Source organism: Sphingobacterium sp. HMA12 (genome assembly GCF_002933815.1).
Classification (GTDB): domain Bacteria; phylum Bacteroidota; class Bacteroidia; order Sphingobacteriales; family Sphingobacteriaceae; genus Sphingobacterium.
The window spans coordinates 260-23,259 of the sequence record NZ_BEYR01000005.1; the positions used below are offsets into that span (position 1 = coordinate 260).

Consider the following 23,000-nt stretch of genomic DNA (forward strand, 5'->3'; position numbering starts at 1 on the left):
TTCTCTCGCTTCAACTTCCGTATCCGCTATATTCCGATAGGCATTGCGCCTCTCTTTATCTTTTTTGTTTTTCCCTCCGTTTCCGTTGGGACTGCAAAGGTAGAAATCTTTTCTGAACTTCCAAAAACTTTCTGAAGTTTTTTTTCTTTTTCTTTTTTCCGATTTCCGTGTTTAAAATAAACTGGGCGGGATTTTAAATCCTGTCGAACTCTCTTAAACCCTTCTTTTTTCATCGGCTCCCTCTTTCGAAGTAACCCTGCCTCCCTTGCGGAGTGGTGCAAAGATAGGGAGTTTTTATAATCACTTCCAAGCCTTTTGTTAAACATTTTTTAATATTTAAGTTAACTTACTGTAACATTGGATGATTCATTTGAGATGGCGATCAATTAAATGGCCCAATCAGGTTAAATTATCAAATTAAACTGGGAAACTGCTTCCTATAAATTTCAGTTTAACCAATTCCCTTAGCAAACAATTTCACAGCTAAAAGGACAAATTAAATACTATTTACTGCTTTCTTCTATGCCAATAAAGTCGCTATAGAAACAGAAAAGGTCCAGACATAAGCCTGGACCTTTCTATATGAAATAATCTATAATAGATTAATCTTCTTCTTTCGAAGCTAATAATTGATCGTACTCTTCGCGAGAACCGACAATTAAGTTGCTGTATTGACGGATACCTGTACCAGAAGGGATCAAGTGACCAACGATTACGTTTTCTTTCAAACCTAACAAGTTGTCACGCTTACCTGCGATAGCAGCTTCATTCAATACTTTTGTTGTCTCTTGGAAAGAGGCAGCAGAGATAAATGATTTGGTACCTAATGACGCTCTAGTGATACCTTGCAACAATGGACTTGAAGTCGCTGGAATTGCTTCACGCACTTCTACAAGTTTTAAGTCACGACGTTTTAAGCTTGAGTTTTCCTCTCTCAACTTACGTAAAGAAACAATTTGTCCTGGACGTAAGCTATTGGAATCTCCGGCATCAACGACAACTTTCTTGTCGAACAAGGAATCATTTTCTTCCATGAAGTCCCATTTGTTTACAGCTTCTTTCTCTAAGAAACGTGTATCTCCTGGATCCTCGATGTTAACTTTTTGCATCATCTGGTGAACGATCGTTTCGAAGTGCTTATCATTGATTTTCACACCTTGAAGACGATATACCTCCTGGATACCATTCACGATATAATGTTGCACCGCTGACGGTCCTTTAATCGATAAGATATCTGCTGGAGAAATCGAACCATCCGATAATGGCATACCTGCTTTCACGAAGTCATTATCCTGAACGAGGATATGTTTAGAAAGTGGCACCAAGTATTTCTTGATCTGACCATCACGTGATTCAATCGACATCTCACGGTTACCACGTTTCACACCACCTAATGTTACCACACCGTCGATTTCTGTTACAACAGCAGGGTTAGAAGGGTTACGTGCTTCGAATAACTCGGTTACACGTGGAAGACCACCAGTGATATCTCGTGTTTTACCTGTAGAACGAGGAATCTTAACTAAGATACCACCTTCTTTAACAGTCACTCCGTTAGCAACAGCAACGTGGGCACCTACTGGAATATTGTACGTACGGATAACCTCTCCGGATTTATCAAGAATCTTGATGGATGGGTTTTTCGTTTTATCACGTGTTTCAATAATTACTTTCTCTTTGTGACCAGTTTGCTCATCTGATTCCTCGCGGAAGGTAACACCTTCAATGATTGCATCAAATTCAACTTTACCTGCAAATTCAGAGATAATTACGGCATTATATGGATCCCATTCGACCAATTTATCACCTTTAGCTACTGTACCGCCATCCTCAACGAACAACTGCGAACCATAAGGGATATTTTGTTGGAAAACAATTTTATTATGTGCATCTATGATCTTAACCTCACCAGAACGTCCTAAGACAACCTGATGTGTGCCATTATCATTTGTCTGCGAAACGGTACGCACATTTTCAAATTCGATTTTACCATCGTATTTAGAAATGATACTGGAATCAGCAGCAATGTTCGATGCCGTACCACCCACGTGGAACGTACGAAGTGTTAACTGTGTACCCGGCTCACCAATTGACTGAGCTGCGATAACACCGACAGCTTCACCCAATTGAACTCGTTTACCAGATGCCAAGTTACGACCGTAACAACAAGCACACACACCACGTTTCGATTCACAAGTTAATACAGTACGAATTTCGATACCCTCAATACCTGATTTCTCGATAACTTCAGCGATTTCTTCCGTGATATCTTCATTCGCGGAAACAATCAACTCATCTGTTTCCGGATGGAACACATCATGTAATGGTGTACGACCTAAAATACGATCGAACAATGGTTCAACAACATCGTCATTATCTTTCAACGCTGTTGTATAAATACCACGTAAACCACCACAATCTTGCTCCACAACGATCATATCCTGAGCAACGTCATGTAAACGACGAGTCAAGTAACCCGCATCGGCCGTTTTCAACGCCGTATCGGCAAGACCTTTACGCGCACCGTGGGTAGAAATAAAGTACTCCAATACAGACAAACCTTCTTTAAAGTTTGACAAAATCGGGTTTTCGATAATCTCACCACCAGAAGTACCTGATTTTTGAGGTTTCGCCATCAAACCACGCATACCACATAACTGACGGATCTGCTCTTTCGAACCACGGGCTCCAGAATCCAACATCATATAAACTGAGTTGAAACCTTGATTATCGTTAGAAAGAATGTCCATAACGTGTGCCGTCAATCTGTTGTTGATACGCGTCCAGATATCGATGATTTGGTTGTAACGTTCGTTGTTGGTAATGAAACCCATGTTATAGTTGTTCATTACTTCTTCAACTTCGTTTGTTGCTTGCTGGATCAGCTCAGCTTTCGCAGCAGGAATGTTCAAATCTTCCAAGTTGAAAGAAAGACCACCTTTGAAAGCTGTTTGATATCCTAATTCCTTCATATCATCCAAGAACTGTGCTGCACGAGCCATACCCGTCGTCTTCACAATCTCACCGATGATATTACGCAAAGATTTTTTAGTAAGCAATTCATTGACAAATCCCATTTCTTCAGGAACAACTTGGTTGAAGATCACGCGACCTACAGTTGTCTCTAATAAGGTATCAACGATGCTACCATCTTTTTGTCTAATTTTTGTTTTAACTTTAATCCAAGCATGAAGGTCAATTTGCTTCTCATTTAAAGCGATGATTACCTCTTCAGCCGAATAAAAAGTCATATCTTGACCTCTTACGATGTGATCACCAGCAGTTCTACGGCCTTTAGTAATATAATAAAGACCCAATACCATGTCTTGAGATGGTACCGTGATTGGCGAACCATTTGCAGGGTTTAAGATATTGTGTGCTCCCAACATCAAGATTTGGGCTTCCAAAACTGCAGCATTACCAAGAGGTAAGTGAACTGCCATCTGGTCACCGTCAAAATCGGCGTTGAACGCTGTACACACTAATGGGTGTAATTGAATAGCTTTACCTTCTACCAATGTAGGCTGGAAAGCCTGAATACCCAAACGGTGAAGCGTAGGTGCACGGTTTAGTAATACAGGGTGACCTTTCAATACATTTTCAAGGATATCCCATACTACTGGATCTTTACGATCAACAATTTTTTTAGCTGATTTCACTGTTTTTACAATACCACGCTCGATCATCTTACGGATGATAAACGGTTTGTAAAGTTCAGCAGCCATATCTTTAGGAAGACCACACTCGTGTAATTTCAAGTGAGGGCCTACAACAATTACCGAACGAGCCGAATAATCCACACGCTTACCTAACAAGTTTTGACGGAAACGACCTTGTTTACCTTTCAAAATGTCAGATAAAGACTTCAATGCACGGTTACCTTCCGTCTTAACCGCATTCACTTTACGTGAGTTATCAAACAAAGAGTCTACCGCTTCTTGAAGCATACGTTTTTCGTTACGTAAGATTACTTCAGGAGCTTTGATCTCGATCAAACGTTTTAGACGGTTGTTACGGATAATGACACGACGGTATAAGTCGTTCAAATCCGAAGTCGCAAAACGGCCACCATCCAAAGGCACCAAAGGACGCAATTCAGGTGGAATGATCGGCACAATTTTCACAATCATCCATTCTGGACGATTCTCGATATTTTCACGTGAGCTACGGAAAGCTTCAACCACATGAAGACGTTTTAACGCTTCATTTTTACGTTGTTGCGAAGTCTCGTTAGCAGCTTGGTGACGTAAATCGTATGACAATTGATCCAAATCAATACGTTTCAACAAATCTTCCAAAGCCTCAGCACCCATCTTAGCGACAAATTTTTGAGGATCGTTATCGTCTAAATATTGATTTTCTTTTGGTAAAGTATCTAAAATATCTAAATATTCTTCTTCAGTCAAGAAGTCCATGAAGTTGATACCATCTTCTTCCTTAATACCAGCTTGGATAACCACATAACGTTCATAGTAAATGATCATATCCAATTTCTTGGTTGGAAGTCCCAATAAATAACCGATTTTATTAGGAAGAGAACGGAAATACCAGATGTGCGCAACAGGAACCACCAAGTTGATGTGTCCCATACGCTCACGACGTACTTTTTTCTCCGTTACTTCAACACCACAACGGTCACAGACGATACCTTTATAACGGATACGTTTGTATTTACCACAGTGACATTCGTAATCCTTTACAGGACCAAAAATACGCTCACAGAATAAACCATCACGTTCTGGTTTGTAGGTACGATAGTTAATCGTTTCCGGTTTTGTAACTTCACCACTTGAGCGTTCCAAAATAGTTTCTGGAGAAGCCAAGCTGATCGTAATCGAAGTGAAGTTGCTTTTAATTTTATTATCTTTTTTGTAAGACATACTTATTCAAAAGTTAAAGCTTTATAAAGAAGCTTTGAAGGACTGGAGCCCTTCAAAGCCCTAATTGCTTAATTAATCCAATGTGATATCTAGACCCAATCCGCGCAACTCGTGTACCAATACGTTGAACGATTCTGGTACCGATGGTGTTGGAAGATTGTTACCCTTTACGATTGCCTCGTAAGTTTTGGCACGACCAACCACATCATCCGATTTCACAGTCAAGATCTCTTGAAGGATGTTAGATGCACCGAATGCTTCCAATGCCCAAACCTCCATCTCACCGAAACGTTGACCACCGAATTGTGCTTTACCACCCAGAGGTTGTTGCGTGATCAATGAGTAAGGACCGATAGAACGTGCGTGCATTTTATCATCAACCATGTGACCTAATTTCAACATGTAGATTACACCCACTGTCGTTGGTTGATCAAAACGATCACCTGTCAATCCGTTGTACAAATATGTACGTCCGGATTTTGGTAGACCTGCCTTCGCAACCCAATCTTGTACCTGATCCATTTCAGCACCGTCAAAGATTGGCGTAGCAAATTTAACGCCCAATTTTTGACCAGCCCAACCCAATACGGTTTCGTAGATCTGTCCCAAGTTCATCCGTGAAGGTACCCCTAGTGGGTTCAACACGATATCAACCGGAGTACCGTCTTCCAAGAATGGCATATCCTCATCACGTACGATACGTGCAACGATACCTTTGTTACCGTGACGACCAGCCATCTTATCCCCTACTTTCAATTTACGTTTTTTAGCAACGTAAACTTTAGCCATCTGCACAATTCCTGATGGAAGTTCATCCCCCACAGATACTGCGAATTTATCACGTTTGAACGAACCTAACTCTTCATTAATTTTAATATTATAATTGTGAAGGGCCATTTTGATCAACTCATTTTTATCTTCGTCAGTTGTCCATCCCATTGGGTTGATGTTGTTGTAATCTAATTCAGCTAAGATTTTTTGCGTAAACTTAGCACCTTTAGCGACTAACAACTCTTTATATACATTGTATACACCTTGGCTTGTTTTACCATTCACTACAGTGAATAATTTTTCCACCAAACGCTCCTTCAATGATTTAACAGCTCTATCGTGAGCAACCTCTAGTTTCTCTAACGTTTTTCGTTCAACTTCTTTAGACATTTTCTTCGCACGAGAGAACAACTTCGTATCGATCACGACACCTTTTAATGAAGGTGGCGTTTTCAGTGAAGCATCTTTCACGTCACCAGCTTTGTCACCAAAGATTGCACGCAATAATTTCTCTTCCGGAGAAGGGTCGGACTCACCTTTAGGCGTGATTTTACCGATCAAGATATCACCGCCACCAACTTCTGCACCGATACGGATAATACCGTTTTCGTCCAAGTCTTTTGTCGCTTCTTCAGATACGTTAGGAATATCAGCGGTCAATTCTTCTTCACCACGTTTCGTATCACGAACTTCAAGTTCGAATTCTTCAATGTGAAGAGAAGTAAACCAGTCTTCTTTCGCTACACGCTCAGAAATTACGATCGCATCCTCAAAGTTATATCCTTGCCAAGGCATGAACGCTACTTTCAAGTTACGACCCAATGCCAATTCACCATTTTCAGTAGCATAACCTTCACACAATACCTGTCCTGGTTCTACTCGTTGGCCTTTTCTAACGATAGGCTTCAAGTTCATACAAGTATTCTGGTTGGTTTTCTTGAATTTGATCAATTTATATGTTCTGACATCATCATCAAATGATACAAGGCGATCATCGTCGTTTCTGTCATAACGGATCTTAATTTCATCAGCATCTACATACTCTACCACACCGTGACCTTCAGCGTTGATCAAAGTACGTGAATCTTTCGCTACCCGCCCTTCAAGACCAGTACCTACGATAGGAGCTTGTGGACGCAATACAGGCACAGCCTGACGTTGCATGTTCGATCCCATCAATGCACGGTTGGCATCATCGTGTTCCAAGAAAGGAATCAACGAAGCCGCAATAGATGTAATTTGGTTTGGAGCGACGTCCATATAATCAAGCATATTAGGCTCGATAATCGGGAAGTCACCCTCATATCTGGCTTTCACTTTCGCATCTTCGAAATTACCTTTGTCATCATACAAAGCATTCGCCTGTGCAATTGTTTTGCCATCTTCATCCTCAGCAGATAAGTATACGACCGGTTCGTCAACCACAACCACTCCATCTTTTACCTTACGGTAAGGAGTTTCGATAAAACCTAAGTGGTTAATTTTCGCGTGTACAGCCAATGAAGAGATCAAACCGATGTTTGGACCCTCTGGTGTTTCGATTGTACAAAGACGACCGTAGTGCGTATAGTGAACGTCACGAACCTCGAAACCTGCCCGCTCACGAGAAAGACCACCTGGACCTAAAGCTGACAAACGACGCTTGTGCGTAATTTCAGCAAGAGGGTTAGTTTGGTCCATGAACTGAGACAACTGGTTTGTACCGAAGAACGAATTGATTACCGACGAAAGTGTACGTGCGTTAATCAGATCCGTTGGCGTAAATACCTCGTTATCGCGGATGTTCATACGCTCACGGATTGTACGGGCCATACGAGATAAACCTACACCAAATTGAGCATATAATTGTTCACCTACAGTACGTACACGACGATTTGACAAGTGGTCAATATCATCCACCTCTGCTTTAGAGTTGATCAAATTGATCAAATACTTCACAATTGCGATGATGTCCTCACGTGTTAATACTTTCGTATCGTCCGGAGTACCCAACTTCAATTTACGGTTGATACGGTAACGACCTACGTCTCCCAAATCATAACGTTTATCAGAAAAGAACAAACGGTCGATGATACCACGAGCAGTTTCCTCATCTGGTGGTTCAGCGTTACGCAATTGACGATAGATATGCTCTACCGCTTCTTTTTCTGAGTTGGATGTATCTTTTTGTAAAGTGTTATATATAATAGAATAGTCCGCATTATTAGACTCGTCGTCTTTTGCTAAGATAATAGACTTAACACCAGCTTCGATAATCAAATCAATGTGATCCTCTTCTAGAACAGTTTCACGCTCAAGGATAATTTCGTTACGGTCGATAGATACTACTTCACCAGTATCCTCATCCACGAAATCTTCTACCCATTTTTTCAATACCCTAGCCGCAAGACGACGACCAACATATTTTTTAAGACCAGATTTACTAACTTTTACTTCATCCGCTAAATCGAACAATTCCAAGATGTCTTTATCCGAATCGTAACCGATAGCACGCAATAAGGTAGTAACTGGGAATTTCTTTTTACGGTCGATATAAGCATACATGACATTGTTTACGTCTGTAGCGAATTCGATCCAAGATCCTTTGAAAGGAATTACCCTTGCAGAATAAAGTTTAGTACCATTTGTGTGTCTACTTTGACCAAAGAAAACGCCCGGCGAACGGTGTAATTGCGATACGATGACACGCTCTGCACCATTTACCACGAAAGTACCTTTAGGAGTCATATAAGGGATAGTCCCTAAATATACATCCTGAACAATAGTTTCGAAATCTTCGTGTTCTTCATCATTACAAGATAACTTTAACTTAGCCTTTAAAGGAACGCTATAAGTCAAGCCACGCTCGATACATTCTTGGATATCATAACGTGGTGGATCAATGAAATAATCCAAAAACTCTAGCACAAAAATGTTTCTTGAATCAGAAATAGGGAAGTTTTCCGAGAATACCTTGAACAGCCCTTCCTGATGGCGGTTGTCAGAAGTAGTTTCTAATTGAAAAAACTCCTTGAAAGATTCCAATTGCACATCTAAGAAATCTGGATATTCCAATACTTTCTTACTTGTTGCAAAGTTTATTCTTTCTTGTTGAATATTATTGTTTGCCAAGGGAATATGAATTTTAGTTTTAAAAAAACTGCGCTTACATGTATGCTGTAAACCACATGTCCACTGTGCCCAGCATATACACAGCATAGTGGCGTATTATTATAAATAGGAATAGACTCTGACGAAAAATCGTCAGAGTCTAAACCTTTTCGGGCTAATTAGTTGAGATTATTTAATCTCAACAACAGCACCAGCTTCTTCTAATTGTTTTTTCAAAGCTTCTGCTTCGTCTTTAGATACACCAGCTTTCAATTCTTTAGGTGCTCCGTCAACTAAATCTTTAGCTTCTTTCAAGCCTAATCCAGCTAAATCTTTAACCAATTTAACTACAGCTAATTTTTGACCACCAGCTTCTTTCAAGATAACGTCAAATGAAGTTTTCTCTTCTGCAGCAGCAGCACCACCTTCAGCTGGAGCAGCAGCTACAGCAACAGCAGCAGCAGCAGGCTCGATGCCATACTCGTCTTTTAAGATATCAGCTAATTCTTTAACTTCTTTTACTGTTAAGTTAACTAACTGTTCAGCAAGTTGTTTTAAATCTGCCATTTTATTTTGAATTTTTGAATGTACTTTGTAAAAATTGTTAATTAAATTGTAACGAATGATTCTGTTCTAGAGGATTCGTTAACCTCTTTCTTCTAAAGCTTTTACTAAACCTGCAACCGTATTTCCTCCTGATTGAAGAGCTGAAATAACATTTTTCGCAGGTGACTGCAATGCAGCGATAACGTCAGCGATAAGTTCGTTTTTAGATTTAAGATTAACTAATGCAGTTAATTGATTATCTCCTACGAATGCTGTTGCTTCAATGAAAGCCGCTTTTAACAACGGTTTCTCACCTGTTTTGCGCAATTCTTTGATCAATTTAGCAGGTGCATTAGCGACTTCGGAAAACATCATTGTAGACGCACCTTTAAGCGTTCCAAAAATATCTTCTTCTTCAACACCAGCTTCGATCAATGCTTTCTTGATTAAAGTGTTTTTAACAGCTTTAATTTCGATACCTTGCTCAAAACATTTACGACGAATGTTATTCACTTTTTCAACGGACAACTCAGCAGTATCGGTAATATAGAAGTTACCGTAAGATTTAATCTGTTCGGCCAAAGCTTGAACAATTTCTTGTTTTTCTTCTTTTCTCATGATTAAATACCTGCTACTGATTTAGTCTCAATATGAATACCAGGACTCATAGTTGAGGAAATGTGAATACTTTTAAAGTAAGTTCCTTTAGCTGCAGATGGTTTCAAACGTGCTAGAGTTTGTAATACCTCTAATGCGTTATCATATATTTTATCTGCATCGAACGACGCTTTACCAATAGAAGTATGGATGATACCGGTTTTGTCAACTTTGAAATCGATCTTACCACCTTTTACATCTGTTACAGCTTTACCAACTTCTGTTGTAACTGTACCAGTTTTAGGGTTAGGCATCAAGTTTCTTGGACCTAAAATACGACCCAATTTACCAACTTTAGCCATAACACTAGGCATAGTAATAATGATATCAACGTCAGTCCAACCACCTTCAATTTTGCTGATGTAATCATCTAAACCTACGTAATCTGCACCTGCTGCCTTAGCTTCTTCTTCCTTATCAGGAGTACACAAAACTAAAACGCGAACAGTTTTACCAGTACCGTGAGGTAATGTTGCAATACCACGCACCATTTGATTTGCTTTACGAGGATCTACGCCCAAACGAACGTCGATATCCACAGAAGCATCAAATTTGGTCAATGAGATTTCTTTAACTAAAGCCGAAGCTTCTTTCAAAGAGTATGCTTTACCAGCTTCAATTTTGGATAGTGCCGCTTTTTGATTTTTTGTTAATCTAGCCACTTTTCTTAAATTGATTTCTTAATTAATTGTTCCAAGGAGCATTACCGGAAACAGTAATACCCATACTACGTGCTGTACCAGCTACCATTCTCATAGCAGCCTCTACAGTAAATGCATTTAAATCAGGCATTTTATCTTTAGCAATTGTCTCAACTTGTTCCCAAGTGATAGCCGCAACCTTTTTACGGTTAGGCTCGCCAGATCCACTTTTTAATTTTGCAGCATCTTTCAATTGAACTGCTACCGGTGGAGTCTTGATGATAAAATCAAATGATTTATCCGCGTAAACTGTAATGACAACAGGCAATACTTGACCTGGTTTGTCTTGCGTACGAGCGTTAAACTGCTTACAGAAATCCATGATATTCACACCTTTAGCACCTAATGCAGGTCCTACTGGAGGTGAAGGATTCGCAGCTCCGCCCTTAACTTGTAATTTTACTAACGCACTGACTTCTTTTGCCATTTTGTTTTGAATTTAATTTTGTTAAATGTCTGTTAGTAAGTTGGAAGCAAATAACGTAACATTCATCGATCGGGACGTAACACCCCAACCGAGGTGCAAATTTAATAAGAAGATTTGAATCCTGCAAGTATATAACTTTTAATTTTTCAGGAATTTACGTTTTTTTATGTTTACCGCAAATCGAATCATTCAAAATTTTACAATCTTATTGTTCAATAAGCTATTGTGAATTATTTTCGGTTCCAAAAAAAGATTAATCAGCCTTATTATTTCCTAACGGACTTCAACATCCAAACCATTCTTTCCCGAAGATAGCGTCATAAACACGGTGCACCACAGGAACACCTTTCACCACACCAGGTCTTTTACCTTCAACTTGATAATAAGATCCAGCATCCATTAAAGCCCACGGTAAATGGGACTTTGGCAGTTTGGGTACGGGTATGGACAGTTTAGGCTTTTCTACCAAACTGATCTGTTCTTGACTTCCACTTTTCAAACGGCCTCGGAGCAGCATATAGGCACTATTGACACAGGAATACAATATCCCAATAGAACCTCTGTAGTCAATTCCAATTGGTAATAATAAAATGCCGGATATCTAAAAGCCGAACAACCATCAAACGTAGCTGTCAGTTGATTTTCACATATACGAAGAAACAGAGCGGAAAACATTTTCCACAAATTATGCACTACGTAAATTGAGATCCCGTTGCATAGCCTACAAAGGGGGGCTGGATAAAACGATTGCACTTTTCGGCACTTATACTACTCACTATGCTAATATATATAACAATAGATTCAGATAAATCGTTCGCCTTTTCATTTGCAGTAAGATAAAAAAAAGCCTTACATTTTCATGTAAAGCTTTTCTCTATCGTTAATTACTAATCTTATTCTTTTTCTACTTGCATATAGTTCAACTCAAGTGGAGTCTTACGACCAAAGACCTTCACCATGACGATCAATTTCTTCTTATCTTCATGAACTTCTTCGATCTCACCAGTAAATCCATTGAAAGGGCCATCGTTTACTTTCACTGTTTCACCCACATAGTAAGGAACATTAATGGTTTCACCTTGTTCAGCCATTTCATCCACTTTACCTAGGATACGATTTACTTCTGCTTGGCGCAAAGGAACAGCATTACCAGCTTTATCTCCCAAGAAACCAATTACGCTATTGATATTTTTGATAACGTGTTCTAACTCTCCGTCAAGAGCAGCTTCCAATAAAACATAACCAGGATAATAGTTACGCTCTTTAGCAACCTTCTTGCCATCGCGCATTAAGTAGTATTTTTCCATTGGAATCAACACTTGAGGAACCAAGTGTTCAATACCTAAACGACTAACCTCGGCATCAATATATTGCTTTACTTTCTTTTCTTTACCACTTACAGCACGAACTACGTACCACTTTAAACCTTGATCTGCCATAAATAAATACGATTGAAAAATTAAGAAGCAATACCGTACAAGAATTCTAACCCTACACTTGAAGCTTTATCCATCACAAAGACTACCAATGCAATAAGAAGAGACGCAACAAGCACAATAACAGCTGAACTTTGTAACTGAGACCATGTAGGCCAAGTCACTTTCTCAGTGATCTCTACATAAGAGTCTTTAAAAAAATCAAGTACTTTTGCCATTTTAGTTTATCTGTTTTTATAAGCACGGGCACCAGGACTCGAACCCAGACCAAAGGTTTTGGAGACCTTCGTTCTACCTTTAAACTATGCCCGTGTATTTCTTATTTTGTGATGCAAATATAGTGTTTTAAACCACTTTCTGCAAATCTTTTTTAACTTTTTTTTATTTTAATCCGATAAATCGCTTATCGAAAAAAATAAGCTAATCAACTTCAGTCGATTAGCTTATTTTATATTTTTCTAGACCTTTATAGACTAGATGATTTCAGTTACCTGACCAGCACCTACTGTACGACCACCCTCACGGATAGCGAAACGTAGACCTTTTTCCATAGCGATAGGAGAGATCAATTTAACAGAGATCGTAACGTTATCACCTGGCATAACCATTTCAGTACCTTCTGGTAAAGAGATTTCTCCAGTTACGTCAGTTGTACGGAAATAGAATTGAGGACGGTATTTGTTGAAGAATGGAGTGTGACGACCACCTTCAGCTTTTGACAATACGTAAACCTCAGCTTTGAAATGATCGTGAGGAGTTACTGAACCTGGTTTACAGATAACCATACCACGTTTGATATCAGTTTTCTCAATACCACGTAACAATAAACCTACGTTATCACCAGCCTCACCGTAATCTAAGATTTTACGGAACATCTCAACACCTGTTACTGTAGATTTCAAGTTCTCAGCACCCATACCTAAGATCTCAACTGGATCACCAGAGTTGATTACACCTCTTTCGATACGACCTGTAGCAACTGTACCACGACCAGTGATTGAGAATACATCCTCGATAGGCATCAAGAAAGGTAAGTCAGTCAAACGTGGAGGAATTGGAATGTAGTTATCTACAGCATCCATTAATTCCATGATTTTCTCAACCCACTCAGGCTCACCATTCAATGCACCTAAAGCAGATCCTTTGATTACAGGGATATCATCACCTGGGAATTCGTAGAATGACAATAACTCACGAACTTCCATTTCTACTAAGTCTAACAACTCAGGGTCATCAACTAAGTCAGTTTTGTTCATGAATACTACTAACGCAGGAACACCTACCTGACGAGCCAACAAGATGTGCTCACGAGTTTGAGGCATAGGACCATCAGTCGCAGCAACTACGATGATAGCACCGTCCATTTGAGCAGCACCAGTTACCATGTTCTTAACGTAGTCAGCGTGACCTGGACAGTCAACGTGTGCATAGTGACGGTTAGCTGTAGAATATTCTACGTGTGCAGTATTGATTGTGATACCACGCTCTTTTTCTTCAGGAGCAGAGTCAATTGAATCAAATGAACGAGCTTCTGACAAACCTTTATCAGCCAATACTTTAGTGATAGCAGCTGTAGTTGTAGTTTTACCGTGGTCAACGTGACCGATAGTACCAATGTTTAAGTGTGGTTTACTACGGTCAAATTTCTCTTTTGCCATGTTTATGCGAATTAGTAATTATAAATTATTTCTATTTGTTATATACTCTTGCTTAACTTTTACACAAGTACGAGCCAAAGATGGGATTTGAACCCACGACCTCTTCCTTACCAAGGAAGTGCTCTACCCCTGAGCTACTTCGGCTTACTAAAAAACCTTATTTACGTATTAATGCCCCCACCTTTAGATACATTATTATCAAAGAAGATAGAGACTAAATTTAATACTTGAAAAATTTGAGCGGAAGACGAGGTTCGAACTCGCGACCTATAGCTTGGAAGGCTATCGCTCTACCAACTGAGCTACTTCCGCTTAATAATTAGAAACTAGAGTAAATCTAAACTCCAATTAAAAAAAGTGTGGAGGGAGAAGGATTCGAACCTTCGAAGCCGAAGCAACGGATTTACAGTCCGTCCCATTTGACCGCTCTGGAACCCCTCCAGACCTGTAACTTTCGTTACATTTAGAGCCTCTTATCGGGATCGAACCAATGACCTACTGATTACAAGTCAGTTGCTCTACCAGCTGAGCTAAAGAGGCTTCTAATATTTTTAAAATAACTTACGTTCTATCAACGCCAATCCGACAACTTTATCTTTTCAGCGAGTGCAAATATCGAATTTACTTTTGATTTTTGCAAGTTTATTTTTTACTTTTTTTTCATTTAAAGAACTAAGCAAACTTCGTTATTGTGAACCGTTGTTCCCTTGTTTGCTGATGCAAAGATAGACACAAAACTCACTTTACAAAAATATTTATCAAAAAAAAACGACACTTTTTGTCAATTATACTGATATGCAGCACAATAATTTTTAATTGACTATTTGCCTATTTTGGTTATTTGCCTAATGTGCTATCTTTGGGCATGCAAATTTTACCGCAATCACTTTCAAAACTTACCCGCTATACAGCACTACTTGCGCTATTTATAGCTGGTAAAGGCGATTTGAAAGCTCAAAATATTATTCAAAAATTGAGTAAAAAATTTCTTTCGGCTGAAAAAGACTCTACCCGATCAGGCAGTTTTATGGTTTTACCTGCCGTCGGTTACGCACAGGAAACGGGAGTAGAATATGGATTAGCAAGTTCATATAACTTTTACCTGGACAAGTCTGACCCCCATATCCGTACCTCCACAATGACGCTCATGGGGACATTTACATCCAAACATCAGTCAAATTTTAAATTTCAAACTGACCTTTGGACAAAAAATAACGATTACCATTTCGTCAGTGAAGTCCGATACCGCAACTGGCCATTTAATTACTATGGCATTGGCATGGATACCTGGAAGACGGATGAAGAACGGGTTGATCAAAAGCTATTTCGATTAAAACTGGAAGCGGAGAAAAAAGTCGGCAACCATCTTTATTCCGGTATCAATATACAGTACGATAATTTTTCAATCCGTAGCGATAGCAGCGACCATATATTCAATCAATCGGGTCTTATCGGAAAAGAGGGCGGTCAACAATTGCTGCTTGGTGTATCTCAATTATTTGACAATCGAGATAATGTTTCCTATAGTACACGTGGATATTATGCCAAATTACGCCTGGCTTACGCACCTAAGTTATGGACCAGCACAGACTTCAATGGAGCAAATCTGGATCTGGACCTTCGTGGGTTTATTCCATTGCATAAAAAAGTCACACTGGCACTTCAGGGGATCTTTCGTTCGACATTCGGAAAAACAATTCCTTTCTATAATTACCGTGAACTAGGTGGTGACATGATGATGCGCGGCTATTACCTCGGTCGTTATCGTGACAAAAATTACCTTGCTTCGCAAGCGGAATTACGTTACCGTTTTCATCCTCGTTTTGGTATTGTCGGTTTTTCGGGAATTGGATCAACCTTTTCAAAAGAAAATAGCAGCAGATATGTACCGAGTTACGGTGGTGGCTTGCGCTACTTCTTTAGCTTAGAACATAATAGCAGCATTCGATTTGATTATTCCTATGGTGAACAAAGAGCCGGGGAGAAAAGACAATCTGGTTTTTACCTATCTTTAAGCGAAGCTTTTTAACTAAAAACGGGGGCTTCACCTTTTCGACTCCCCCGTTTTTTTAATTTCATTCGGATCCCACAACAGTTTCTATTCAGTTGTTAACGAGTCCCCTTTCAGCTTCTAAAGACCCTCTCCATTCATAAAAAAATCAATCAGGCATCTGATTAATGCTATTTTCGTTCTGTGACCTTAATTAAGTAAGCCATGACCCCACGTCAAGTCCACCTTTTCATATGGAATCATTATACTGATAAGATGCTCGCATTTCGATCATAAAACGAAGCTGAATGCTTCCGGGCTCTTATTACACTTTAAGCAAAACTTGTAGGAAGTAAAGAGAAAACTAAAACCTGATCAGAAAATTTTCCTTTCGTTGTCCGGCTCTGAAAAAGACCAAACCAATTCGATACAGATCTATGGTGACAACTACGCGATCATCATGCTTGAGCTTGTTCCAATAGTTTTCCCGTTCGACCGACAAATGGGGCTCATTTACGATCAGCATATCGCGTTCACCCACAGTCTCCAGAAAATTCAGGTCTAGATTCGTCTGGTCAATATAATAGATCTTGCGAGAAGAATGATTTCCAAGATTATTCTTCAATAAGTTCACATAGCTTATGCTGTTTTTTTCGGTTAAATATGCAAACTGATCGTAGGCAAAAGCCTTCAGTAGACGTTCGAGCAATAGATATTTTTTATTTTCCGCCTTCCCCTTCGCACGAATAGCGGCAGGCAAATTTCCGATCGCACGCGCATCCTCTTTCCGATAGATTACTTCATCCACCAATTTATAAACAAACGGAGAATGCGTCCCATGCCGGCTATGAGATATGAAATAGTGGTGCCAATACTTCAGATGGTAGTTCATTTCGCTGCAAACATCGAAAAATTTACCCTGATATGCAATTAAATTCTTGCACTATAGCGGGATATTTGAGCATCTAAGGCAACACAAAAACATAAATTAGGTTACCAAGAATAACTGTGATTAGTTACATCCCCAGATACCGCTTTAATTAATTATTTCACATGGAACATTCAATAACAATTTAAAGGAGAAATCCAGTTAAACCCCGCCCCGATTAAAAAGAAGGACTACAGCTAAAACATACTGTTGCCAGGATAGTACGTTAAAACTGGAGTACGAAAGCACTACCTTCCCCTTCCACGCTGTTGAGAAAAATGGTGCCCTTATGCAACAGCATAATCTGCTTGCTCAGCGTCAACCCAACCCCGGTACCCGTTTTCTTTGTCGTAAAGAAAGGTGTAAATATTTGTTCTTGAAGATCCGCAGGAATTCCTGAACCATTGTCTTCAATACGGATCTGCACTTTTCCGTCTATTTCCAATGCAGACAAACTAATATAGGCCTCCGTCCTTGCTTTTACGGCATCAATCGCGTTTAGCATCAGATTAATGATAACTTGTTCTATCAGATTGACATCAGCATACAGTATCAACCGGGTGTTCTTCAGGATAATATCAACATCAATATTCTTCTGAATCAGGGTCGGTTCGAGCAATTGATAGATATGTTCAAATAGCTGAGAGACCTGAATTGGAGCCACCTGTGGCTGATCTACTTTGTTGATCATACGGTAGCTTTTTGCAAAATGCAGCAGTCCTTCGCTTCGACGCTTGATCGTGGATATACCTGTTTTTAAATCTTCAATATCCTCATGCCCTCTAAAATGATCCAAACGCCCATTGAGCGTTTCGGCCAACGAACTGATCGGCGCGATAGAATTCATGATCTCGTGCGTAAGCACACGTAATAATTTATGCCAGGCTTTTGTCTCAGTCTCATCAATAGCTTCGTTGATATTTTGATAGACGACAATCCGAAATACGGCATCCTGGGTTTCAAAACTAGAACTCTGGATCAACAATTTTATCTTTCCTTTACTCGATTGAACAGACTCCATTTGTTGCCGCCCATTGTCCAACGCCATGGTCTTTTCATAAAGGTCGGGATTTTTCTTTTTCAGTCCGGCAATATTCCCAAGATGTGGTAGATGGAACAGCTGTTTAAAAGCATCGTTCACCCACATTACTTTTCCCGCGTCCATTTCATAAAAGATGATAGCCGAGTTAAGCATATTGATGACACGATCGAGGTACTGATGCTGTATCTCCTGCTTAATACTGATTTCCTTATACGTTTCGTTAATTTGATTAAAAGCGCGGAAAAGCTGCCCTTCAACCGACTTTGGATTTTTAACCAAAAAACGTCGCGTGAAGTCACGGTATTTGACTGCTTCGGCAAATTCTACAAGCTGCCGTTCCAAAAAATTATATTGGGCATACAGGTTGAAACCAAGATAAAGCATTATACAAAAGATCAATGCGGCTTGTACGTATTCATGCTTCATCAACAGGTAGGCACCGACAACCGAAGCCGCCAAAAGCAAAATAATCTTAATTACATTTAAAACTTTTCCATGTCTCATAGACTAGATATCGTATTTCTCCAAACGTCTGTAGAGTGCCGCGCGCGTTAGCCCCAATTCCTTTGCAGCTTTACTGATATTGCCATTATAACGTTCGATGGCTGATTTGATGGCTTTCCGCTCCAATTCTTCCAGATTTTGACTACTGGGTATGGATTCAACAACAACCTGCTCAGTCTGTTGTTCAATGGGTGAGAAAAATAGATCATTTCCCGCAATACTTACTTGGTCAGCCATAATGACTGCCCGTTCGATGCTATATTGTAGCTCACGAACATTTCCCGGAAAATGGTAAGCAAAAAGCTTTTTTATGGCGTCCGGTTCAAATCCTTCTATTCGCTTATTGTATTTCTTAGCATAGATATCCAAAAAATGTATGGCCAATAGTCTAATATCTTCTCCCCTTTCACGTAACGGTGGTACCTGAATCTCTACCGTATTGATCCGATAAATCAAATCTTTTCGAAAACGACTTTCGTCAGCCAACTGTTTCAGGGATACATTAGTAGCTGAGATTAAGCGTATGTCAACCGGGATCGGCTGGTAAGAACCTAGTGGCGTAACCTGTCGGTTTTGCAGTACGGTCAATAGTTTGGCCTGCTGCTGTAAGGAGATATTTCCAATTTCATCCAGAAACAACGTTCCACCACTTGCTGCCTCGAAACGTCCCTGACGGTCCTCCCGCGCATCTGTGAACGCTCCTTTTTTGTAGCCGAAAAGTTCACTTTCAAATAAGGTCTCTGTCAATGCGCCCACGTCAACTTTAACATAGACCTGATCCGAGCGTAACGAGCGCCGTTGAATCGCCTGTGCAATCAGATCTTTACCGGTACCATTCTCGCCCAAAATCAAGATATTGGCATCTGTTGGCGCTATTTTCTCAAGCTTATATTGCAGTTCATCCATGACCACCGAATTACCAATTAGGTCCGGGCTATTACTTGACCGCAACAGTGAACTTTTATTTTTCTTCTCTTTGTTTTTTGATTCTGCGAGTGTGCTTTCAATTGTTGCCAGCAACTGTTCATTTTCCCATGGTTTGACCACGAAATCGGCGGCTCCCTGTTTTAGCGATTTTACGGCCAGATCCACCGCACCATAGGCTGTGATCATAATCACATGAACCTGTGGAAACTTTTCTTTGATCCGTGACAACCAATATAAACCTTCATTCCCGGTATTGATGGTACTTCTGAAATTCATATCCAGAAGCACAAGGTCATAAGGCATTTTCTCCAAATGCCCAATCAGGTTTTCTGGATTAGATTCGACTTGAACATGGTTAACTTTAGGTTTTAGCAGGATCCTTGCTGCTGTGAGTAAATCTTGGTCATCGTCGACAACTAAAATAGATGCTTTTTTCATATTCCCTGGCTTCTTTCAGACACTAAGATAACTATAAATTTAACGAGCCTGCGTAATAATCATTGATATATTTTTGTAGCAACCATTCATACTGCTTGACAACCAACTGGATCTGGCTATTATCATACTTGTTCTTCGCCGTTAAAAATATGACTGAATTACTGTTCCCCAGTTCGAATACAACTTTGGCGATGCGAAATGATTCCGCATAATTTGTATTTTGCTCATGCAATTGTACAATGGTATTACTTGCATTCTTGAGATTAAAAACAGCATTTGCAGTCTCGGCCCTCAAATTATTTAACGCAATCTCGCGTTGAAATTTGCTCGATTCCAAATCCAATTTAGCCAGTTTAACATCATTCCTAACCTTAAATCTATTAAAAACAGGGATTGAAAGATTTAATGATACGTACTTTCCTACATTATTTTTCATCTGATACCAATAATCCCCATCCATTCCATTTTTGGAATAATTCGTATTTAATCCACCATTTAAAGATAAAGAAGGCCAATAAGATGATTGCGCTATTTTGATATTCTTTTCGGCCGCCTTAATTTTCCATTCCAATGCGGGAATATCCGGGAGGCTCTCCGTCGCCAATTTATAAAGCGCTACCGCCTCCAATTTTTGTGCGTCAGCTGTTAACGCCAATGCCTGCAAATCGCCCAATTGCGACTCCTCCATATTTAAAAAACCGGCTAACTTTACACGATTCGTATACAGGATTTGTTTATTGCTTTCGATCATATTAATATCGTTAGCAAGTTGCCCTTTTAGATCAAAATAATCTCCGGGATTAATTGCTCCTTCTTTTTGCATCGCTTCAGCACGACGTACCTGCTCTCGCGTTACCTCTGTTTGCATTTCCGCTTGCTTCAAAACATCCTGTGCGGTTAACACCTGAATATAAGCCGTAATAACATCCAGTTTCAGTGCGTTGACCTGCGAATCAAACTCAAGTTTTCCAGCCGTCTTCGCATCTGCGCGCATTCGAATATCATTCAATATGCGAAATCCATTAAAAACGGGCACACTAGCGTCCAACGAAAAATTTCCAGAGGAATTATTCCTAGTAATATACTGATTTGTGGAGTTATCGACTGAACGCCCCGAAGTGAGGCTATGACCTAGATTTCCATTTAAATTAGGTAATCGATTCGCTTTTGCCTGTGAAAGATTCACCTCCGCACGTTTAATAGTTAATTCATTCTGTAGTAAGGTAGGATTGGCTTTTATCGCCAATTGAATACATTCGGCCAAGCTGCGTTTTGATCCATCCTTATCTCCGTTAGTTGCGACTTCTATTTTTACAACATCCTTTTCTCCAATTCCTTGCTCGGTCTGTTGTGCTTCAACTTTCATATAGGTCAGCAAAAAACACAATGTACTATATATATAGATTCTCTTCATATCTACTTTTTGTTTTCCAAGCAGACCATCCCCATGCCAAACAATAAAATTTCTGATTATCAACAACATGCATAAAACTCCAAACGACCAATGTCCAAGTTCGTACAATGAACTGTCCGATATTGAACACCCTGATAATCTTATTAAAATACAACAAAAATAAACACTAAAAACCCAAGATACCGCTAGGGTTGTACGCCATCGTACATGAAGTGTCCGCTATCGAACACCAAACAGCAGTACACACAAAATAAACAACTAAAAATCAATAAGTTAAATTATTGGCACAGCTTTCATAGTTACATAGCAAATTGATATTAAATTATGGACAGACCTTTAGAAAAGAAGAAGTGGAATAGCAAACGTATCATGACCATCGTAGGGATTGCTGGCATTGTCGGACTAATCGGTGCTAGTTTTTACTTTACCTCGGGCAAAAGTAAGCTAAATGTAGAAGCGGACCGTATCTCTATTGTCGAAATAAAAAATGGTAACTTTCAGGAGTTCATTCCGATCAACGGTACAGTTCTTCCAATCAGCAGCATCTATTTAGACGCTTCTGTGGGTGGTCGCGTAGAAGAAAAATTTGTTGAGGATGGTACTGTCTTAAAAAAAGGAGATCCTATTATGCGCCTATCCAATACCGATCAAGAGCTCACATTGGTTCAACAGGAAACTCAGGTACTGAACCTTTTGACACAGTCGCAGATCGCCCAGACCAATGCCCAGCAAGCATCTATTAACAACCGCAACCAAATGGCAGATGTTGAACAGGCCTATAGGGAGGCTGAACGGATTTACCGCCTAAATCAGAAATTGCTGAACGAAAAAGCCATAGGATCACAGGAATTTGAAAAATCAAAAAATGAATATAACTACCAAAAGGAACGCGTTAATCTAACGAAACAGATCTTAAAGCAAGACGAGATATCCAACGCTCAAAAAACCAATCAGGACAAACAGACCTACCAACGTACACAAAGTGCGCTGGAATTAATGAAAAGGAAAATCGGAGATCTCATCGTACGCGCACCTGTAGATGGTCAGTTAACAGCCTTTGATGCCGAAATCGGACAGAACAAAAATGCAGGCGAGCGTCTGGGCCAAATCGATGTTTTGACAGGTTTTAAAGTCCGTGCCGATATTGACGAACATTATATCAACCGCATTTTTCCTGATTTGCAAGGAGAATTTTCCATCGGTGATAAAACCTATAAGCTACGCATCAAGAAGGTTTACACACAAGTAACCAACGGGCGGTTTCAAGTCGATATGGAATTTATCAATGACGTACCTAAAGGAATCCGTCGTGGACAAACTTTACAGATACGTCTCGCCTTAAGCGACGAAACCAAAGCTTTATTGCTAGCCAAGGGTGGATTTTACCAACAAACCGGTGGTAATTGGATCTTTAAATTGGATAAAAATGGAAATACAGCTTACCGCGTAGACATCCAACTGGGCAGACAGAACCCTGAATATTATGAAGTGATCAAAGGATTACAACCGGGAGACAAGGTAGTTGTATCAAGCTACGAGACCTATGATAAAGTGCAGGAACTAAGTATTAAGAGATAAGTTTAAATTGAAA

At 39.7% G+C, this 23,000-nt stretch carries 17 protein-coding genes and 5 tRNA genes; 2 read left to right on the top strand and 20 right to left on the bottom strand.

The window, feature by feature from the left end; translation table 11 throughout:
- Window positions 1–26: 26 nt before the first annotated feature.
- From HMAT_RS21080 to HMAT_RS21155, 16 genes are all read right to left on the bottom strand, one after another.
- Window positions 27–326: a hypothetical protein gene (locus HMAT_RS21080; protein ID WP_104384849.1), complete on the bottom strand. Its 300-nt coding sequence runs from the start codon at window positions 324–326 to the stop codon at window positions 27–29.
- Window positions 327–602: 276 nt separating this feature from the next.
- Complete coding sequence (gene rpoC, locus HMAT_RS21085) at window positions 603–4,880, bottom strand: DNA-directed RNA polymerase subunit beta' (RefSeq protein WP_104384850.1); 4,278 nt, start codon at window positions 4,878–4,880, stop codon at window positions 603–605.
- 72 nt (window positions 4,881–4,952) lie between these two features.
- Entirely contained in the window at window positions 4,953–8,762 is a 3,810-nt protein-coding gene (gene rpoB / locus HMAT_RS21090; RefSeq protein WP_104385114.1) for a DNA-directed RNA polymerase subunit beta, read from the bottom strand.
- Between the two features lie 168 nt (window positions 8,763–8,930).
- Complete coding sequence (rplL, locus tag HMAT_RS21095; RefSeq protein WP_002992785.1) at window positions 8,931–9,308, bottom strand: 50S ribosomal protein L7/L12; 378 nt, start codon at window positions 9,306–9,308, stop codon at window positions 8,931–8,933.
- Between the two features lie 78 nt (window positions 9,309–9,386).
- Window positions 9,387–9,905, bottom strand: a complete 519-nt coding sequence (gene rplJ / locus HMAT_RS21100) for a 50S ribosomal protein L10 (protein WP_104384851.1) — start codon at window positions 9,903–9,905, stop codon at window positions 9,387–9,389.
- Between the two features lie 2 nt (window positions 9,906–9,907).
- Window positions 9,908–10,606: a 50S ribosomal protein L1 gene (gene rplA, locus HMAT_RS21105; protein ID WP_046672240.1), complete on the bottom strand. Its 699-nt coding sequence runs from the start codon at window positions 10,604–10,606 to the stop codon at window positions 9,908–9,910.
- Between the two features lie 22 nt (window positions 10,607–10,628).
- A complete protein-coding gene (rplK, locus tag HMAT_RS21110) occupies window positions 10,629–11,072 on the bottom strand; it encodes a 50S ribosomal protein L11 (RefSeq protein WP_028072660.1) in 444 nt (147 codons plus the stop codon).
- A gap of 283 nt (window positions 11,073–11,355) precedes the next feature.
- Window positions 11,356–11,589 (bottom strand): hypothetical protein, encoded by a 234-nt coding sequence (locus HMAT_RS21115; RefSeq protein ID WP_104384852.1) that lies wholly within the window; start codon window positions 11,587–11,589, stop codon window positions 11,356–11,358.
- Window positions 11,590–11,965: 376 nt separating this feature from the next.
- Window positions 11,966–12,511: a transcription termination/antitermination protein NusG gene (nusG, locus tag HMAT_RS21120; RefSeq protein ID WP_104384853.1), complete on the bottom strand. Its 546-nt coding sequence runs from the start codon at window positions 12,509–12,511 to the stop codon at window positions 11,966–11,968.
- A 20-nt stretch (window positions 12,512–12,531) separates the two neighbouring features.
- Window positions 12,532–12,726 carry a preprotein translocase subunit SecE gene (secE, locus tag HMAT_RS21125; RefSeq protein WP_028072657.1) on the bottom strand — a complete coding sequence of 65 codons (195 nt, stop codon included), beginning with the start codon at window positions 12,724–12,726 and terminating at the stop codon, window positions 12,532–12,534.
- A gap of 23 nt (window positions 12,727–12,749) precedes the next feature.
- Window positions 12,750–12,820: transfer RNA gene (locus HMAT_RS21130), tRNA-Trp, on the bottom strand.
- Between the two features lie 161 nt (window positions 12,821–12,981).
- Window positions 12,982–14,166 carry an elongation factor Tu gene (gene tuf, locus HMAT_RS21135; RefSeq protein ID WP_077437774.1) on the bottom strand — a complete coding sequence of 395 codons (1,185 nt, stop codon included), beginning with the start codon at window positions 14,164–14,166 and terminating at the stop codon, window positions 12,982–12,984.
- Between the two features lie 72 nt (window positions 14,167–14,238).
- Window positions 14,239–14,310, bottom strand: a tRNA-Thr gene (locus HMAT_RS21140).
- 95 nt (window positions 14,311–14,405) lie between these two features.
- Window positions 14,406–14,478: transfer RNA gene (locus tag HMAT_RS21145), tRNA-Gly, on the bottom strand.
- A 48-nt stretch (window positions 14,479–14,526) separates the two neighbouring features.
- Window positions 14,527–14,607 (bottom strand) — tRNA-Tyr (locus tag HMAT_RS21150).
- 26 nt (window positions 14,608–14,633) lie between these two features.
- Window positions 14,634–14,706, bottom strand: a tRNA-Thr gene (locus tag HMAT_RS21155).
- 325 nt (window positions 14,707–15,031) lie between these two features.
- On the opposite strand from HMAT_RS21155, the gene HMAT_RS21160 reads away from it, so the two are divergent.
- A complete protein-coding gene (locus HMAT_RS21160) occupies window positions 15,032–16,195 on the top strand; it encodes a BamA/TamA family outer membrane protein (protein ID WP_104384854.1) in 1,164 nt (387 codons plus the stop codon).
- Window positions 16,196–16,520: 325 nt separating this feature from the next.
- Here the strand turns inward: HMAT_RS21160 and HMAT_RS27480 are convergent, their stop codons facing one another.
- The 4 genes from HMAT_RS27480 to HMAT_RS21180 all read right to left on the bottom strand — a co-directional run bounded on the left by HMAT_RS27480 (window position 16,521) and on the right by HMAT_RS21180 (window position 21,409).
- Complete coding sequence (locus HMAT_RS27480; RefSeq protein WP_104384855.1) at window positions 16,521–17,048, bottom strand: hypothetical protein; 528 nt, start codon at window positions 17,046–17,048, stop codon at window positions 16,521–16,523.
- 262 nt (window positions 17,049–17,310) lie between these two features.
- Window positions 17,311–18,630, bottom strand: a complete 1,320-nt coding sequence (locus HMAT_RS21170; RefSeq protein ID WP_104384856.1) for a PAS domain-containing sensor histidine kinase — start codon at window positions 18,628–18,630, stop codon at window positions 17,311–17,313.
- A 3-nt stretch (window positions 18,631–18,633) separates the two neighbouring features.
- Window positions 18,634–19,995: a sigma-54 dependent transcriptional regulator gene (locus HMAT_RS21175; RefSeq protein WP_104384857.1), complete on the bottom strand. Its 1,362-nt coding sequence runs from the start codon at window positions 19,993–19,995 to the stop codon at window positions 18,634–18,636.
- A gap of 31 nt (window positions 19,996–20,026) precedes the next feature.
- Complete coding sequence (locus HMAT_RS21180; RefSeq protein WP_158656036.1) at window positions 20,027–21,409, bottom strand: TolC family protein; 1,383 nt, start codon at window positions 21,407–21,409, stop codon at window positions 20,027–20,029.
- Window positions 21,410–21,733: 324 nt separating this feature from the next.
- Here HMAT_RS21180 and HMAT_RS21185 point away from each other — a divergent pair, with 324 nt between their 5' ends.
- Window positions 21,734–22,987: an efflux RND transporter periplasmic adaptor subunit gene (locus HMAT_RS21185; protein WP_104384859.1), complete on the top strand. Its 1,254-nt coding sequence runs from the start codon at window positions 21,734–21,736 to the stop codon at window positions 22,985–22,987.
- Window positions 22,988–23,000: the final 13 nt, after the last annotated feature.

Coding starts and splice junctions, on each gene's coding strand:
- HMAT_RS21160 (WP_104384854.1), top strand. CDS start 15,032: ATGCAAATTTTACCGCAATCACTTTCAAAACTTACCCGCTATACAGCA.
- HMAT_RS27480 (WP_104384855.1), bottom strand. CDS start 17,048: ATGAACTACCATCTGAAGTATTGGCACCACTATTTCATATCTCATAGC.
- tuf (WP_077437774.1), bottom strand. CDS start 14,166: ATGGCAAAAGAGAAATTTGACCGTAGTAAACCACACTTAAACATTGGT.
- rplJ (WP_104384851.1), bottom strand. CDS start 9,905: ATGAGAAAAGAAGAAAAACAAGAAATTGTTCAAGCTTTGGCCGAACAG.
- HMAT_RS21170 (WP_104384856.1), bottom strand. CDS start 18,630: ATGAGACATGGAAAAGTTTTAAATGTAATTAAGATTATTTTGCTTTTG.
- HMAT_RS21115 (WP_104384852.1), bottom strand. CDS start 11,589: ATGCTGCTCCGAGGCCGTTTGAAAAGTGGAAGTCAAGAACAGATCAGT.
- HMAT_RS21080 (WP_104384849.1), bottom strand. CDS start 326: ATGTTTAACAAAAGGCTTGGAAGTGATTATAAAAACTCCCTATCTTTG.
- HMAT_RS21180 (WP_158656036.1), bottom strand. CDS start 21,409: ATGAAGAGAATCTATATATATAGTACATTGTGTTTTTTGCTGACCTAT.
- secE (WP_028072657.1), bottom strand. CDS start 12,726: ATGGCAAAAGTACTTGATTTTTTTAAAGACTCTTATGTAGAGATCACT.
- rpoC (WP_104384850.1), bottom strand. CDS start 4,880: ATGTCTTACAAAAAAGATAATAAAATTAAAAGCAACTTCACTTCGATT.
- HMAT_RS21185 (WP_104384859.1), top strand. CDS start 21,734: ATGGACAGACCTTTAGAAAAGAAGAAGTGGAATAGCAAACGTATCATG.
- nusG (WP_104384853.1), bottom strand. CDS start 12,511: ATGGCAGATCAAGGTTTAAAGTGGTACGTAGTTCGTGCTGTAAGTGGT.
- HMAT_RS21175 (WP_104384857.1), bottom strand. CDS start 19,995: ATGAAAAAAGCATCTATTTTAGTTGTCGACGATGACCAAGATTTACTC.
- rplK (WP_028072660.1), bottom strand. CDS start 11,072: ATGGCAAAAGAAGTCAGTGCGTTAGTAAAATTACAAGTTAAGGGCGGA.
- rplL (WP_002992785.1), bottom strand. CDS start 9,308: ATGGCAGATTTAAAACAACTTGCTGAACAGTTAGTTAACTTAACAGTA.